The 15,744-nt window shown below is 46.8% G+C and carries 16 protein-coding genes; all 16 read left to right on the top strand.

Annotated elements, in window-relative coordinates; all coding sequences use genetic code 11:
• Positions 1 to 91 precede the first annotated feature (91 nt).
• Positions 92 to 1,846, top strand: a complete 1,755-nt coding sequence (gene ggt, locus CHM34_RS16565) for a gamma-glutamyltransferase (protein WP_439116339.1) — start codon at positions 92 to 94, stop codon at positions 1,844 to 1,846.
• 456 nt (positions 1,847 to 2,302) lie between these two features.
• Positions 2,303 to 2,761, top strand: coding sequence for a prepilin peptidase (locus tag CHM34_RS16560; RefSeq protein WP_094265730.1), 459 nt, complete (start codon positions 2,303 to 2,305; stop codon positions 2,759 to 2,761).
• A 99-nt stretch (positions 2,762 to 2,860) separates the two neighbouring features.
• A complete protein-coding gene (gene cpaB / locus CHM34_RS16555) occupies positions 2,861 to 3,481 on the top strand; it encodes a Flp pilus assembly protein CpaB (RefSeq protein WP_094265729.1) in 621 nt (206 codons plus the stop codon).
• A gap of 115 nt (positions 3,482 to 3,596) precedes the next feature.
• On the top strand, positions 3,597 to 4,772 hold the full coding sequence (locus tag CHM34_RS16550) for a CpaE/TadZ family protein (RefSeq protein ID WP_094265728.1): 1,176 nt from the start codon (positions 3,597 to 3,599) through the stop codon (positions 4,770 to 4,772).
• Positions 4,773 to 4,786: 14 nt separating this feature from the next.
• Positions 4,787 to 6,157 carry a TadA family conjugal transfer-associated ATPase gene (locus CHM34_RS16545; RefSeq protein WP_094265727.1) on the top strand — a complete coding sequence of 457 codons (1,371 nt, stop codon included), beginning with the start codon at positions 4,787 to 4,789 and terminating at the stop codon, positions 6,155 to 6,157.
• Position 6,158: 1 nt separating this feature from the next.
• Positions 6,159 to 7,085, top strand: coding sequence for a type II secretion system F family protein (locus CHM34_RS16540; RefSeq protein WP_169713792.1), 927 nt, complete (start codon positions 6,159 to 6,161; stop codon positions 7,083 to 7,085).
• A gap of 15 nt (positions 7,086 to 7,100) precedes the next feature.
• On the top strand, positions 7,101 to 8,024 hold the full coding sequence (locus CHM34_RS16535) for a type II secretion system F family protein (protein ID WP_094265725.1): 924 nt from the start codon (positions 7,101 to 7,103) through the stop codon (positions 8,022 to 8,024).
• Positions 8,025 to 8,107: 83 nt separating this feature from the next.
• Positions 8,108 to 8,332 (top strand): hypothetical protein, encoded by a 225-nt coding sequence (locus CHM34_RS16530; RefSeq protein ID WP_094265724.1) that lies wholly within the window; start codon positions 8,108 to 8,110, stop codon positions 8,330 to 8,332.
• Between the two features lie 66 nt (positions 8,333 to 8,398).
• Positions 8,399 to 9,712 (top strand): vWA domain-containing protein, encoded by a 1,314-nt coding sequence (locus tag CHM34_RS16525; RefSeq protein WP_094265723.1) that lies wholly within the window; start codon positions 8,399 to 8,401, stop codon positions 9,710 to 9,712.
• Positions 9,713 to 9,733: 21 nt separating this feature from the next.
• Positions 9,734 to 10,309: a pilus assembly protein TadG-related protein gene (locus tag CHM34_RS16520; RefSeq protein WP_094265722.1), complete on the top strand. Its 576-nt coding sequence runs from the start codon at positions 9,734 to 9,736 to the stop codon at positions 10,307 to 10,309.
• Between the two features lie 21 nt (positions 10,310 to 10,330).
• Entirely contained in the window at positions 10,331 to 10,726 is a 396-nt protein-coding gene (locus CHM34_RS16515) for a hypothetical protein (protein ID WP_094265721.1), read from the top strand.
• A 43-nt stretch (positions 10,727 to 10,769) separates the two neighbouring features.
• Positions 10,770 to 11,579, top strand: a complete 810-nt coding sequence (locus CHM34_RS16510; RefSeq protein ID WP_094265720.1) for a M23 family metallopeptidase — start codon at positions 10,770 to 10,772, stop codon at positions 11,577 to 11,579.
• Between the two features lie 183 nt (positions 11,580 to 11,762).
• Positions 11,763 to 12,725, top strand: coding sequence for a Tle-like phospholipase domain-containing protein (locus CHM34_RS16505; protein WP_169713791.1), 963 nt, complete (start codon positions 11,763 to 11,765; stop codon positions 12,723 to 12,725).
• A 296-nt stretch (positions 12,726 to 13,021) separates the two neighbouring features.
• Positions 13,022 to 14,041 (top strand): DUF5683 domain-containing protein, encoded by a 1,020-nt coding sequence (locus CHM34_RS16500; protein ID WP_094265718.1) that lies wholly within the window; start codon positions 13,022 to 13,024, stop codon positions 14,039 to 14,041.
• Positions 14,042 to 14,059: 18 nt separating this feature from the next.
• Positions 14,060 to 14,443, top strand: coding sequence for a M23 family metallopeptidase (locus CHM34_RS16495; RefSeq protein WP_094265717.1), 384 nt, complete (start codon positions 14,060 to 14,062; stop codon positions 14,441 to 14,443).
• A gap of 183 nt (positions 14,444 to 14,626) precedes the next feature.
• Entirely contained in the window at positions 14,627 to 15,613 is a 987-nt protein-coding gene (locus CHM34_RS16490) for a YqiA/YcfP family alpha/beta fold hydrolase (RefSeq protein ID WP_169713790.1), read from the top strand.
• The last annotated feature ends 131 nt before the right edge of the window (positions 15,614 to 15,744 follow it).

Here is a 15,744-nt window from a genome sequence, read left to right as displayed (position 1 = left end):
GTTTCAAGATGGCGCGGAATGAATGGCTCTGAGTGCGGGTTAAGTCAGAGAGGGTCAAGGGATTCAGATTGAAGGAAAAGGAGCGATCCGATTGAAAAAACGGTGGCTGGTTTTATTTCTGGCGCTGTCGTTGGTTTTCGCCCCGTCGGCTCCCGGTGTTCAAGCCGGGATGTCCTCGTCGGATTCCGAAAAATCCAGACAAGTCGATGTCGGGACAAAAGGGATGGTGGTCACTTCCCATCCGCTGGCTTCCCAAGTCGGGGCCCGGGTCCTGCGGAGAGGGGGTAACGCCGTGGATGCCGCCGTGGCGATCCAGTTCGCTCTCAATGTGGCCGAGCCGATGATGTCCGGCATCGGCGGAGGCGGGTTTATGATGGTGTACAACCGGCGGACGGAAAAGATCTCGGTTGTGGACAGCCGCGAGCGTGCGCCGAAGGGAGCCCGCCCCGATATGTTCCTGGATGAGGACGGCCATGTGATTCCCTTTTCCGTCCGTTCCACCCACGGAAATGCCGTCGGTGTCCCCGGGACGCTGAAAGGGCTGGAGACTGCTCTGGACCGGTGGGGCACCCGTCCGATGTCGGTACTGATGCAACCGGCGATCCGCATGGCGAGCCGGGGGATTAAAGTGAACTGGGTCCTGGCGGACGCGATTGAAGACCACCGGGAGAAGCTGTCCAAAACCGCCGCCAAAGAGGTGTTTCTTCCTGACGGTGAGCCGTTAAAGGAAGGGGACCGCCTGGTGCAGAAAGACCTGGCCCGTACCCTGCGGATGATCCAGCTTTTTGGAACCGATGTCTTTTATCAAGGAAGAATCGGGCGGGCCATTGCCAAGACCGTCAGGGAGCATGGCGGGACGATGAAGGATAAGGACTTGAGACGGTACCGGCTTACCATCGACCGGCCCGTCCGCGGCGATTACAAGGGATATGAAGTCGCCTCCATGCCGCCGCCCAGTTCCGGGGGGATCACCGCCTTGCAGATCCTGAATCTGCTGGAACGGTTCGATATGGATGATGTCGATGTCCGCTCTCCGGAAAAATACCACCTGTTTGCCGAGGCCAGCCGTCTGGCCTACGCCGACCGGGGTGCCTACATCGGCGATCCGCAGTTCGTCGATGTACCAATGCAGGGCATGTTAAACGAGGAGTATCTGGAGGAGCGGGCGGAGGAGATCGACCGGTCACGGGCGAACCCCGATATCCAACCCGGCGATCCCTGGAGCTATCAGGAAGGCGGTGAGCCCGGTAACCGGGTGGAGCAGCCGGATGACCGCCAGATGGGGGAAACGACCCACTTTACCGTCGCGGATCGGTGGGGCAACCTCGTCTCTTACACCTCCACCATCGAACAACTTTTCGGCACCGGGATCATGGTTCCCGGATACGGAATCATGCTGAACAACGAACTGACCGATTTTGACGCCGTCCCCGGGGGTCCCAACGAAGTCCGTCCCGGCAAGCGGCCGATGAGCTCCATGACCCCCACCATCGTTCTGAAGGACGGCGACCCGGTCATGACGGTCGGCTCCCCCGGCGGCTCCACCATCATCGCCTCCGTCGCCCAAACCATCCTTCACGTCCTGGAATACGATCTGCCGTTGAAACAGGCGATCGAAGAACCCCGCATCTACACCAAGACATACCCCTCCATCCGCTGGGAGGAAGGGATTCCCGCCGATGTCCGCGATCAGTTGGAAGCGATGGGACACCGCTTCCAAAACAACCCCCGCGATATCGGCAATGTGAACGCCATCTGGATCGACCCCGACACCGGCCGCTACCACGGCGCCGGCGACTCCACAAGAGAGAGCACCGCTATCGGAGTCGGAGGGCGGAGGAAATAAAAAGACGGACGGATCTCTCATGCCCCCACCCGGAAAGGAGTCCGGGTGGGGGATCTTGTTTTTTTAAGACGAAAGTCGTACTCGACGGACCGGCAGGACAGCTTGTTCTTCTCTCCCTGGGCGCCGTTTGATGTAAAATAGAAAAATTCCGATTGATGAGGATATCCAGTCTTTTATATAACGGTTGGGAACTGATATAGATCAACAAGGGGAAAAATCGTATCATGAAAAACAGTCGGTAATAAAAAACGATTTATATAATTGGATCGATTCCTTTGATCTCTACATTTTTCATATAGGATTTTCGTCGTAAATTGCCATTTTCCTATTGTCATTTCCAAACGGTAGAGAATATAATAACCCTTGAACCGTTTTGGATACATCATCCATTTCTGTGACAATCAAAAGGATGGATCGCCATAATCGTTCACTTACGAAGAGATAACAGGAAAAGGGATGAGCATTCTTTTGACAATCCATTTGATTTTTGCTTCTTTAGTTATTCTTTTGATAGGTGCAACCTATACAGATTTGAAGGAGCGTTTAATTTATGATCGCATTATTTTGATTGGTCTTTTTTTCTCTTTGGGAGTTCATCTCTATGAGCGGTCTCTTCCTTGGTTGAATTACATATTGACAGGGATAGGAGCATTTTTGATTTTGGCGGTTATCGCTGTTTTAACCAAAGGGAGTGCCATCGGCGGGGGAGATATTAAACTTTTTGGAATGATTGGCTTTGCAGTGGGGTGGGAGTATTTTATAGTTATATTCATCAGTTCCCATGTGCTGGCCGCTCTATGGATTGTCGGGTTTAAATTATTCGCATCTGAAAAGCTTTCCCGCCATAGTGAATTGCCCTTTGCCCCTTATATTCTTGCGGGGATCACCGGAACTTATCTCCTTATCTTGCTCTAAATGTACAGGGAGGGGTCGATCTTATATAATGGTGTGATTTTTGGTAGTCTCGTCGCGTTGCATGGATCAATCAAACTATGAACGGGTGTTGGTATTCAAATGCAGGATGCGAAAAGAAGAGCCGTTATTTTTGCCGTGGTATCCATTATACTGGCAACATTGGCCGGCTTATTATTTTTGCAGGAATCCAATCAATTGTATGCCGGTTTAGGTGCTGAGCAGACGGTTTTGGTTGCGAAGAAGGATATTTCTTCACGGGAGCCTTTACGTCCTGATCTCTTCAAAACCGTTTCCGTTCCGGAAAAATTCATCAACGATTCCATGGTGACGAATGTAGCCGAGGTTGAAGGCCAGGTCTCCGTCGTTCCCTTGGGTAAAGGGGATCAATTGAGTAAGAACATGCTTCGTCCGGCATCTCAGCTAAGTGATCCCAAGAAGCGGATGGTGTTGCTTCGGGCATCGGAGCGGGTACAGTTTGACGAATCCTTCAACTCCCGGGACCGGGTGGATATCTTTGTTTCCTACGAACATAACCCGAAGACTGGTAAAGGACAACCTCAGACCCGAGTTTTTATGAAAGATAAGCTGGTCCATGGTGTCTCCAAGGGGAACAAAGCCATTGGATTAGAACTGTCATTGAAAGAAGCACGTGAGCTGATCTACGCTGAAAACTTCGCCCATTCTATCCGAGTAGTCAAAGCCCCGCAAAAAAGGAAATAAATCAGAAAAAGGATAACCAAAATTCAAATCAGGAGGATCAGAATGGAAATGCCGGGAGTGGAAATGGACAAGCCTCATCCGGCCAATAAAGCTGATATCCAGGGGGTGAAATCCGGTGAGTGAAGAAGTTCGACTGTTGATTGTGGATGAGGATGAAGGACACGCACAGGACATGTACGGACGGGTGGCCAACACATTACCGCAATATTTGCATATCACACCTCCGGAAGTCCGGCGCGAAATTGCTCGGTTGGAGCCCGATATCGTTTTACTGCAGGAACCCAGCGATGAATCGGGTCTTCAGTTACTTCACTATATTTCCAATGAATTGCCTGACGCAGTGGTTATCTATTTAACCAACCATCGTGATCCTATTAAGACCAGGGACTTGAACCGGGCGGGTGCGTTTGACATTTTATTTGTACCCGAAGAAATTACAGCCTTGGGTGATGTCTTGAACCGAGCGGTCAAGGCTTTGAAAGTGCAACAAAAGGTGAAAGCGGAGGTTTCCGCCGGATTCACCTGGGGGCGTGGACAGGTGGGTACCTTCTACAGTGGCAAAGGCGGTTGCGGTTGTAGTCTGGTCTCAGCGACCTTGGCTCAAACGTTGCAGTTAGATTCCAACAGCAGTGTTTTGCTGGTGGATTTAAATCTGCAGTACGGCGGTGTGGAAACTTATTTGGATGTGAACCATGAGCGTTCAATCTATGATCTGACTCCGGTTTTGAAGGAGTTGAATGACAACCATATTCGAAATGTAACAGCGATCGAGAAGGAATCTCATATGGAAGTCCTCGTTAGTCCGCGAGACGCTGAAATTGCGGAACAGATTACTGAGGAGCATGTCCAACGTTTGTTGCGGACGGCACGTCTTTACTATGATTATATCCTGGTGGATTTACCCACGGAGATGAATCCGATTGTATATGCCGCTTTGGAAGAGGCGGACAAGATGTTTTACCTCATGACTCCGGATGCTCCGTCCATACGGACTTTTGGACAGGTAATGGATTTGTACTCCAAGATTAATGTCGATCCTACCGATCGTTTGGAGCTGATTTTGAATCGCATCAGTAAAGAGACAGAACTTCGGGAAAAAGATGTTAAACAGCATTTTGATTTCCCGATTTTAGCGGAATTGCGGGAAGATGCTAAACGCGTACAGCAAGCGATCAATCAAGGGAAGCCTCTGCGGACGGGTTACAAGGGGAAGAGTTCTGTTTTTCTCAAAGACATAAAGAAGCTTGCCGACTCTCTCTTGGAGCGGCATTCCAATCGTTCCGCTTCATAAAGGAGGGGTGAAAGGTGTCCCTTTTCGATCGAACCAAACCCGCAACAAAAAAACTCAGTCGTTATCAAAAACAAGAGCAGACCCAACCCGTCGCACCGTCCGCCAGTAACGCCCGGCTGGATCAATTGACCCGGCATTTTAAAGCGAGGTTATTGCGGGAGACGGATTTGGAGAAATTGACGAAAATGCCGTCTGTTGAACTCCGGGTCACCTTGGATCGTTTGATCAGCCGGTATCTCGCCGACGAACAGGTTGTAATCTCCCGGCAGGATCGGGATCGTTTGATCACACAGATTATTGACGAATCAGTGGGATATGGTCCTCTGGAGCCCCTGTTGGAAGACCCGGATATTACCGAGGTGATGGTAAATGGACCCGATGAAGTCCACTACGAAAAGAAGGGGCAGATTCACAAGACCGATATCCACTTTCGGGATGAGGAGGCCCTGCGGCATGTGATTGACCGGATCGTGGCCCCCTTGGGCCGCCGGGTGGATGTCAGCTCGCCTATGGTGGACGCACGTCTCCCCGACGGAAGCCGGGTAAACGCAGTGATTCCTCCCATCAGTCTGAAGGGATCACTCTTATCCATCCGGAAGTTCCGAAAAGATCCGATTCGAATGGATGATCTGGTTGGTTTTAAAAGCCTGACCTCGGATATGGCCACCTTCTTGACCCATTTGGTCAAAGCCAAACTGAATATTATCATCTCCGGAGGAACCGGGAGCGGGAAGACGACCCTGCTCAACGCTTTAGCCAATTTCATCCCCGAAAGCGAGCGGATCGTTACGATCGAAGATATGGCTGAACTTCGTATTCCTCACGGGCATGTAGCGGGAATGGAAGCTCGCCCTGCCAATGTGGAGGGAAAAGGGGAAGTCACGATCCGTCAATTGGTTCGTAACGCTCTGCGGATGCGGCCGGACCGAATTATCGTAGGAGAGGTTCGGGGTGCGGAAGCCTTTGATATGCTGCAGGCGATGAACACGGGTCATGAGGGTTCACTGACCACGGTTCACTCCAACTCCCCCGATGACGCCATGCGTCGTCTGGAAGCCATGGTGATGATGTCCAGTTCGGATTTACCTTCTTCGATTATTCGGGAATACCTGGTCGGGGCTATTGATTTTATCGTCCAGATCGCTCGTCTTCCCGACGGTCAACGTAAGATGATGTCCATCACCGAGATGCAACAGAAGGAAGATGGTGCTGTTAAACTGGTGGAGCTGTTTCGCTATGAACAGACCGGTATGACGGAAGGTGGGGAGGTAGTGGGTCACTTTACGCCTACGGGTGTCATTCCGCGGTGTTTCAAGCGCCTTCAGGCATACGGTGTTCCCGTTGATGATTCCATGTTTACTCCGGTTGAGGAAGGAGGGGCTTAATGTGGCCGCTCTGCTGGCAGCCGGGGCCGCTGCCTCCATGGTTTGGACCCTTTATTATTACTTGGAGTTTAATAACGAACGGAAGAAAACCCATGAGAAGTTGAACGACTGGATGTATCAGGGGGTCGAAAAAACCAGTTGGTCCGATTCTCTTTCCGACAAAATCGACAATACTTCCTGGGCGAAAAAAATGCGTCCCAGGCTGGGGCAGGCCAGTCTGGACATGAAGCCTTCCGAATACGGGTCAATCTTGTTTTTAGCGGTTGTTCTCCTGTTTATTGTCTTGAAAATATTTGCGGGTATTGAGTCGACACTGATCAGTGGTGTTTTGTCTCTCGTCCTGGTACCTCTGGGTTCTCATCTTTTCCTCCGTTCCCGCAAACACATTTATGCTCAGCGTGTCGATAATCAGCTGTCGGAGACCTGTCGGTTGTTGAGCAGTGCCGCCCGAGCCGGTTTATCGATTCCCCAGGGGCTTCGATTGGTGGTACAGGAGATGCCGTCCCCGATCAAGAATGAGTTGGGCCGCGTAGTTCGTGAAATCGAACTGGGACGTGATCTGGAAGGGGCCCTCAATGACTTTTTGGATCGCCTCAACACCAAGGATGTCAAGGTTTTTGTCAACGCCCTCATCATTCAACGTCGGGCGGGCGGGGATTTGGCCAAAGTTATGAACGAAATGGCGGCAACGATGGAGGAACGTAAGATCATCCATCAAACGATTAGTGCTGTGACGGCCCAGGCCAGAACATCGGCTTATGCCCTTCCTATGATCTCCCTACTCATCGCCTTAATGCTCAGCAAGATGATCGAAGGGTTTTACGACTTGTTTACCAGCATTCCCGGTATGATCGTATTGCTTCTGTTTGTTTCCTTGCAAGCGTTAGGGGTCGTATTGGTTCGCAAATTCTCTAATATCAAAGTGTGACGAAGGGGGGGTATCATGTCATCTATCATTATAATGACTGTTGCGGCTTGGCTCTGTATCGTCATGGCGGCTTATATGTATATCCAGTACAGAGAGCAGCAAGGGCTGGTCAAACAAAAGCTGGAACAGCAGATCAACGTACCACTGTCTTCAAAGGATCAATCGTCCGGCGGGTGGAAACAAGATCTGGCGCGTTGGTGTGACAAGTTTTCATCCACCGGAAAAAACATTCAGCTGTTGAGCGATCCGGAGGAACTGAAGGAATATTTGGTGAAGGCGGGTCATCCTTACGGGTTGACAGTCAGTCGTTTGCAGGGGGCGAAAGTGGTATTCGCCCTTGGCGGAACTTTCTTTGGATTGATCTACTTTCTACTGGGGTTACCTCTTGCTCCCTTTGCCATTTCCTTTGGTCCGTTGTTGGGTTATCTGTTTCCCATCTATGCCGTCAAAACCATGGCCAAGAAAAGGCAGGAAGAAATTCAATACGAGCTGCCCGACTTTATGGACATGATGAGCATTACATTAGGAGCAGGGATGCCTTTGGATATCGCTCTTAACTACTATACCACCACCAATAAAGGTCCTCTAAGCGAAGAAATTTCACGGATGAACCAGGAGCTGTCATTCGGAGTTCAGCGGGAAACCGCTTATCGTTCTCTGATCGAGCGGACGGACTCCTCTGAATTGGAGGCTTTGGTTCAATCTATGATACAAGCTCATAATCTGGGAACCCCTATTTCGGAAACCTTTGCACAGCAGGCCAGCGAAATGCGCAATATGCGTGCGGAAAAAGCGAAGGAGCAAGCGGGCAAGTCGGAGCCGAAAATTTCGGCAGTTGCCGGACTCGTGATCACACCATCCATTATGATCCTGGTATTCGGGGCCTTTGTATTGAAGTTTGTCTTTTCCGATGACAGTCCGTTTGGTGGTTTATTTTAAAGGGGGTGATGTGAGGAAAAGCGATAACTATCTATCCGTTTTTACTAATCTTAGATATTTTTAAAATCCAGGGAGGTAAAATGATGCGGGAGAAAAGCATTAAAGCTTATGTACGTGGCAGCATCTTTATGAAGGAGGCCGTACGCAAAGTTTTGGTTGAACGTAAAGGTGCCTCTACGGTTGAATATGTAGCAGTGCTTGCTGGTGCAGCGCTTTTGGGTGGAGCTGTTATGGCTGCTGTTAAGGGTGAAGACGGCGCTGCTGCGAAAATAAAAAAGAAAATAACAGATATTGTAAGTGATATCTAAATAAGTTTTCAGGCATATGATTAACAGTCATATGCCTGAATCCTACTATTTTCAGGGAGTGTTATTATGAAGCTTCTTAAAACTACAATAATACTTTTATGTATTTTGACAATAATCGGCTGCAGTTCTAAAGATGTTGATACTGGGAGCTCCCATCAAAAAGAAGAGGAGAAAGCGGAGATCCCTGAAAAGGTAGAAGATATGATTGCCCAAGGACCTGGTAAATATGCGGGGGACAACTATAACGAAGAAAAAGTAAAGGCAGAACTTGATAAGATTGACCCTGAGGCCAGTAAAGAAGAGATATATAGTACGGTGATGGATTTATTAGCGGAGGATTTTTCATCTGTTCAAAAATCATTTGAACAAGTAGACACCAGTTTTACAATCGATTCAGTATCGCCGGGAACAGATGTAGAAAAACCATCACTAGATCAATACAATGTCAGCATCCTACTGGATGCAAGTGGTAGCATGGAAGCCCAAGTGAACGGTGGACAAAAGATGGATGTGGCCAAAGAGGCCGTTGAAACCTTTGTTTCCAACTTTCCGAAAGAGGCCAATGTGTCTTTAATTGTATATGGCCACAAAGGAAGCAACAGTGAAGAAGACAAACAACTGTCTTGCTCTAAGATTGAAGAAATATATCCTTTAAGTACATATGATGAGTCTACCTTCAGCAAAGCGATAAAACAAGTGGATGCAACCGGATGGACCCCGTTGGCCGACGCTATCAAAAAATCAGGAGAAACACTGAAAGACAATAGTGATAAAAATAGCAAAAATGTTGTTTATATTGTCAGTGATGGACTGGAGACATGTGGAGGAAACCCGGCAAAGGAAGCGGAAGCACTGCAAAAGGACGGGATATCCGCCACTGTCAACATCGTTGGTTTTGATGTAAACAACACGGAGCAACGAGCATTAAAAGAAGTAGCTGAAGCAGGTGGAGGGACATTTACTTCAGCGAGTTCGAAGTCAGATCTTAAATCTTACTTTGAAGGTCAGTATAACAAACTGGAATTAGAATGGATGCAGTATGAAATTCTAGTAGGGGGAAACATTACTGATGAAAGGGAGGATAGAATTAATGATTTAGTGGCAATTAGAGATGAGTTTCTTGAAAAAAAAGAGAGAGAGCAAGAGAACGTTGAGAAAGTTATGGACTACTTAAAAACGAAAGGAATAGAGGAAAGTATAAAAACAGATTACAAGAATAGAAAAAGGAAAATTCACAGGTATTTATGGGATATGTATAAGAAGTTAGATAAAGAACTTCAGAAAAATAGTATGGATCTAAAAAAGAAACTTAAAGATAATGTGCAAAAGAAGAGAGACGAACTGGAGAAAAAGAAAGAGGATTCCTTGGACAACAATTAACTTTTATAGGAGGTAACCGATTTGGACGCCATCCGGCGTGTGATGAACAAAAAAGGGAATGTGGCCATCCTCTGGGTGGCCAGCCTTCCCATCTTCGCTCTTTTATTTTGCTTTATCGGGACGTTAGCAGTGGTTTGGATGACCCATTCTTCCTCACAAGTGGCAGCCGATGCCGCTAGTCTGGCCGCTACCAAGAAAATGGACGGTTGGGTTCAGCAGGACTTGGAGGCCAAGATTCGGGCCGTGAAAGAGGCCAATGGAGACTTATCCCCAGATGATCCCGGCTACCAAAATCCCTACATGGTGGTTCTGGGCACCGATGAAAAAAAGAAAGCCTTTATGAATGGGGTGATTCACAATCATCAAGGGGAGCTGAAGAAAATCGTGCAGGCGTATGCGAAAAAAAATGGAGGCGGGGATGAAGGGATGCTCACATTGGGCAAAAGCGGACGAATCAAAGTGAGCGTCGAAACCCCGTTTCGTTCCCTTTTTTTTGAAGAATACTTCAAGGATCAGACCGTCGAAGGGTCGGGAACTGGCCCCTCTCGCTACTATTTGGAATGGTTGTCCGATGAAGAACGAACCATCGAATATTAACCCTATAGAGGGTGGATCGATTTGAAAACCATGAAAAATACCGGGTTTAGCCGTCTCTTTCGAGAAAAAAAAGGCGGAATCACTGTTGAATTTGTCGCTATTCTCCCTTTGATTTTACTTATCGCTTTATTTACTTGGCAGATCGCTGTCAGCGGGATGGCGATTATGGAAACGGAAAACATCCTGCGAGATGAGGCGCGATATGCCGCAACAACTGGAAAACTGAAGCAAGCGGAGCAGAGTGGGAAGGATTCCTTTGAATCGACGGACTATTATCATCTGGAATCCTTCCAAGTGAAAAAGGAGAAAAAAGAGAATCGAATCACGGCCTCGGCAGTTACCCAAATCCAACTCGTTTTTCTGCCTTCTCAAGCCTTTAACTACGAGAGCGAAAAAAAGACCGTCATCATCCATTAATTGAATGGACACGTCTTAGATTTAGATTTACGGAGGATCTCCGATGAGGACTTATATCAAAAGATGGTTGTCATCGATCGTTTTTAATCGTCAAGGGGCCGCTTCCGTTGAATTTGTATCGATTCTACCCTTGGCTGTATTGATTGCTATGGCTTTGTGGCAACTGGTGCTGGTGGGGACAGCCGTTATGGATACCCATGCTTCCATCCGGGATGCGGTGAAGATTGCATCGACTACCGGCGATGCCGAGTTGGCCGAAGAGGAAGGAATCACTGCTTTCGGGGACTCTCAGGTGTATGAGCTGAAATCCCTGAAAGTGGAGATCGAAAAGGGGGAAGCGAAGGCGACCGCTGAAACCAGTATTCCGATTTTATTCATGGAAAGCTCCCCCTTCTCCTATTCCACCTCCTCCGAAGCGCCGATGTTGAGCCAGACACCGCAATTAACGGCTTTTGGAGGGGAAGGAGCGGGATTGCCCGGTGGTCAGTTGGCTGCACCGACACCATTATCTCCTGGTTGTGGGATCAACTGTTATTCCGGCCATACAGGCCAGGATTTCCCCGGCCCGGTCGGAACCCCTGTATACGCAGCGGAAGACGGTATGGTGACCACCGTTCGAAACCTAGGTGATCGAAGCTACGGTACATATATCGTGATTAACCACGGAAACGGCATGCAGACGCTGTATGCCCACATGTATCCCGATCAACCGCTGGTCCGGCCTGGTGACCGTGTGCAAAAAGGCCAACCCATCGGTGCCGTTGGAAACCATGGCAACTCCAGTGGTCCCCATCTTCACTTTGAAGTGAAGGTCGGCGGGAGGCCCGTGGACCCACTACCGCTCTTAAAATAAGGGATCGATACAGAAAGGAGATTTTCGTCATAAAGGAGCGTACAAATGAATAAGTCGTACGGGATAAGGAATCCGTTTAGCAATCGCCGGGGCTCGTCCACGGTGGAGTATATAGCGATCCTGGTAGGAATCCTAGCTCTCGCCTCTCTTCTCTACGCTTTCATGGCCAATGATGGACAGTCGATGATCAAAGATAAGATTATGGCCATTATTAATGGGGAAATCACAGGAGGGAATCGTGAAGAGACGGGGAATTTCGGTTTTGGGGATGGAAAGCCGAGTAGCCTGGATAGTCAAACAAATTCGTCGGATAAATTTCAACGACTATCTAATTCAAAGGAATCGTCTAACCCTTCAAAAGGTAAAAAAAGAAAAGAACGGCCTTACGGGACGACAGCTGATGTGGATCTAAATGATAGGCAGTTGATGGCAGCAACTGAACTCGCATATGATTATGATGATGTAGATAAAGAAGAGTTGCTGAATGATTTAGGCCCCGGATGGGATGAAGATGATACATTGTATATGGATGTTGAAGAAAATGGTTTTTCAGGAAGGGTATTTATTAATAAAGAAACGAAGCAGGTTATTATTGCTTATAGAGGAACTGATCCCGACACGGAATATACTGATATTAAATCTGACCTCGGATTGGGTTTAGGTTTTGATATAAATCAATATAAGTCGGCAAGGAAATTTTATCAAAGAGTCTTATCAAAATATGAGGATAAAGGGTATAGTTTTGCTCAAGTGGGGCACTCGCTAGGAGGGCATCTAGCGCAAAAAATGGCATTGGAAAATAAAATTCCTACATTTTCATTTAATGGGCCTGGTTTTGTAGGGGGATTAACAAAAAAACAAATGAGGAAAGACTACCAAGGGAAATACGATGATCTTGTTATAAACTATGTTGATAGTAGTGATCAAATTGGAACATATGGATTTCATGTAGGAAAAACTTATGCTTTTGATGAAAATGGTTCGAATAAAGTGGATGAGCATGGTACTGGGCAGAGGTTTAAGAAGTCATTTCCCGCTAAAATACCAATGTTGTTGTGGGACTCTATAACAGGGCTAGAGCACCATGGTGTAAAAAATATTAGAGATCATATGGAGGAAGATGGGAGTACAGATGTAAAGCGATAATATATACCAGATTAGGAGTGTTGATACCTATTAGCTGGAGAGATCGTGTACCGCCACGGCTCCCGTTACCATCCTGCGAGGAAGTAGGGATGGCCGCTGTGAACCTTTCGGTTGGACAGGAGCAAAGCCGTTCGGAAGCGTCACAAGGAAGAATGTTTTCCTAAACGCTCTCCCTCCAGATTCTCCACTGTGAGGATGGAAAAAGTTGCTTAGGAGGTGGACGACTCTCTTTATATGCTCATATTCGGGTTCATCAACAGCTCTGATACCAGATGAGAAATTTTGGAGGGCCGATTATGATACACGTGGTTTTAGCAACGTTATTGTCTATTATCTACCCTGGAGTGGGACAAATATATAATAGACAAAGAATGAAAGGAATCGTTATTATTCTTGTTTATTCGATATTGGGATATATATCTATTGGTAATATATATCTTATGTCATTTTTTATGATTATTTGGGTTCTGGCAATCCTTGATTCACTTTGGACAGCTGTTCGTATGGTTAGGAAAAAAGTAAATCGTGGCTTTTTGCAAGGTAAACGGGCAGTAATTGAAGTTGGTATTGCTTTAACTATTGCTTTATTATACGTTTGGTTTTCTGTGGACATTTCACAACCATTATGGACAAAAGAAAGCCATCAGCCACCACAAAAGGTGACAAGTGTGCAAAAAGAAGCTAAAAACTATTTAAAGGATAAATATGGTGATTCCTTCAAGGTGGAAAAGCCGCAGTATATTACCGAGTTTAATAAGTATAGGATGAAAGCTTATCCGCAAGACGATCCAAAATTAAGATTTACAGTGACTAAAAGGGGTTCGCAACCATTTGAAGACACCTACGTGATTGCTGCCTTATCTAAGCAATCCCAAGAAGAAATGCAACCGCTAATTGATAAACTTTATCCAGATGTATGGGTATATGAATCGCATGTTGGTATTGAGAATGAAGCTGAAAAAGATATGATTAGTAAGAACATGCTAGATTATCAAGAGGTTCGCAATCAATATCCTGGTCAATATACACAACATGTGGATCTTAAACTTATTAAGGATTTAGAGGGAAAACAAAAGGAAGTAGAAATGAGGAAGATACTGAAAACCATACAGTTTTTTAAAGAGAATCGGGTTCAAAAAGTGAACCTAAATGTTACGTATTACTCAGAGTCTTTGCCTGAAAAGGCAAGGGATCAAAAAATAAAATTAGGAAATTATTATGAATACCTTACATTCGAATTTGATATGAATCCACAAGATATTAATAAAATCAATAAACTTGAGGATGTGAAAGAACGCTTTCAAAAATTGAATTAGTTTCCTTCTAAACTTTATGTGAACAGAGGGGTATTTGGTTATTCAGCCCTCTATTACAAAAGCGGCGATAGCAACAACTGTTATTCCGGCCATACAGGCCAGGATTTCCCCGACCCGGTCGGAACCCCTGTATACGCAGCGGAAGACGGTACGGTGACCACCGTTCGAAACCTAGGTGATCGAAGCTATGGTACATATATCGTGATTAACCACGGAAACGGCATGCAGACGCTGTATGCCCACATGTATCCCGATCAACCGCTGGTCCGGCCTGGTGACCGTGTGCAAAAAGGCCAACCCATCGGTGCCGTTGGAAACCATGGCAACTCCAGCGGTCCCCATCTTCACTTTGAAGTGAAGGTCGGCGGGAGGCCCGTGGACCCACTACCGCTTTTAAAATAAGGGATCGATACAGAAAGGAGATTTTCGTCATAAAGGAGCGTACAAATGAATAAGTCGTACGGGATAAGGAATCCGTTTAGCAATCGCCGGGGCTCGTCCACGGTGGAGTATATAGCGATCCTGGTAGGAATCCTAGCTCTCGCCTCTCTTCTCTACGCTTTCATGGCCAATGATGGACAGTCGATGATCAAGGATAAGATTATGGCCATTATTAATGGGGAAATCACAGGAGGCAAGAGTGAGAAAGCAGGAGGTTCTGGTTCCGGGGATGGACCGGGTACAGAATCTGATAATGAAAAAGACGAGAAACAGGCACCAAAACGCTCTCAGGCCAAAAATTTAGAAGATGTGAAGATGACCGATCAGCAATTGAAACAGATGACGGATATGTCATACGAAGATATCGATAAATTAACCGACAAAGATTTCAATAAAATATTTGGGAAAACAAATGGTAAACCCAATGCAAAAATTATTGATCGTGAGGATTTAGGTAACGGATTTCAAGCGATTGCAGTCAAAAATAAGAAAACGGGTGAAGTTGTTATTGCCTTTCGCGGGTCGGATGTTGAGGATAAAGGGGTCGATTGGTGGGGGCAGAACTCAAGTATTTATATGCAAACCAAAGGTGTGCAGGTAGACAGTGCAAAGCAATTTGTGGAGAGGGTAAAAAACTCTAAAAAAGCTCAGGATTCATCAATCACTCTGACGGGTCATTCTCTGGGCGGGTTTCATGCTCAAAATATGGCGAAAGAATACGATCTTCCTGCTGTGACATTTAATGCTCCGGGTTTAAAACCCCATCCGTTACATGGTGCTGGTACTGTAAGCGGAGGATGGGATGCATTGAAAGGTGCATTCAATCCCAATATGAATGGTCTTGAAGATCCGGCTAATGCCGTGGGCGCTCATGATAATCAAGTGGTGAATTACGTAAATGATGCAGATGCCGTGGGGAATTATGGAGTTCATTATGGTAAAGTAATCGTAACGGAAAAAGGAAAAGCTCCGAGAGAGCGTAACGATTACCTTAACCCTATTAAAGATAAGGAAATCCTGGGTGTACTGCCGAAAGCGATCCAAGGTACCGTACAAGGTGGGTTTTTGGAGAATCATAGTTCGGACTCCTTCAATAGCCAGTTCGGTGATGATGGAAATATCGCTAGATAGCGGCATTGCCCATAGGGGGGTTTTTGGTTGAGACTCTTTTTTGCTATTTTGTTATCATTTTTGGTTCCAGGAACAGGCCAATTTGTCAATGGGCAGCGTTGGAAAGGAATCTTGTTTGTCGGGTTAGACCT

This window comes from Paludifilum halophilum (genome assembly GCF_002245355.1).
GTDB lineage: Bacteria > Bacillota > Bacilli > Thermoactinomycetales > DSM-45169 > Paludifilum > Paludifilum halophilum.
This window is presented reverse-complemented; position numbering and strand designations above follow the sequence as displayed.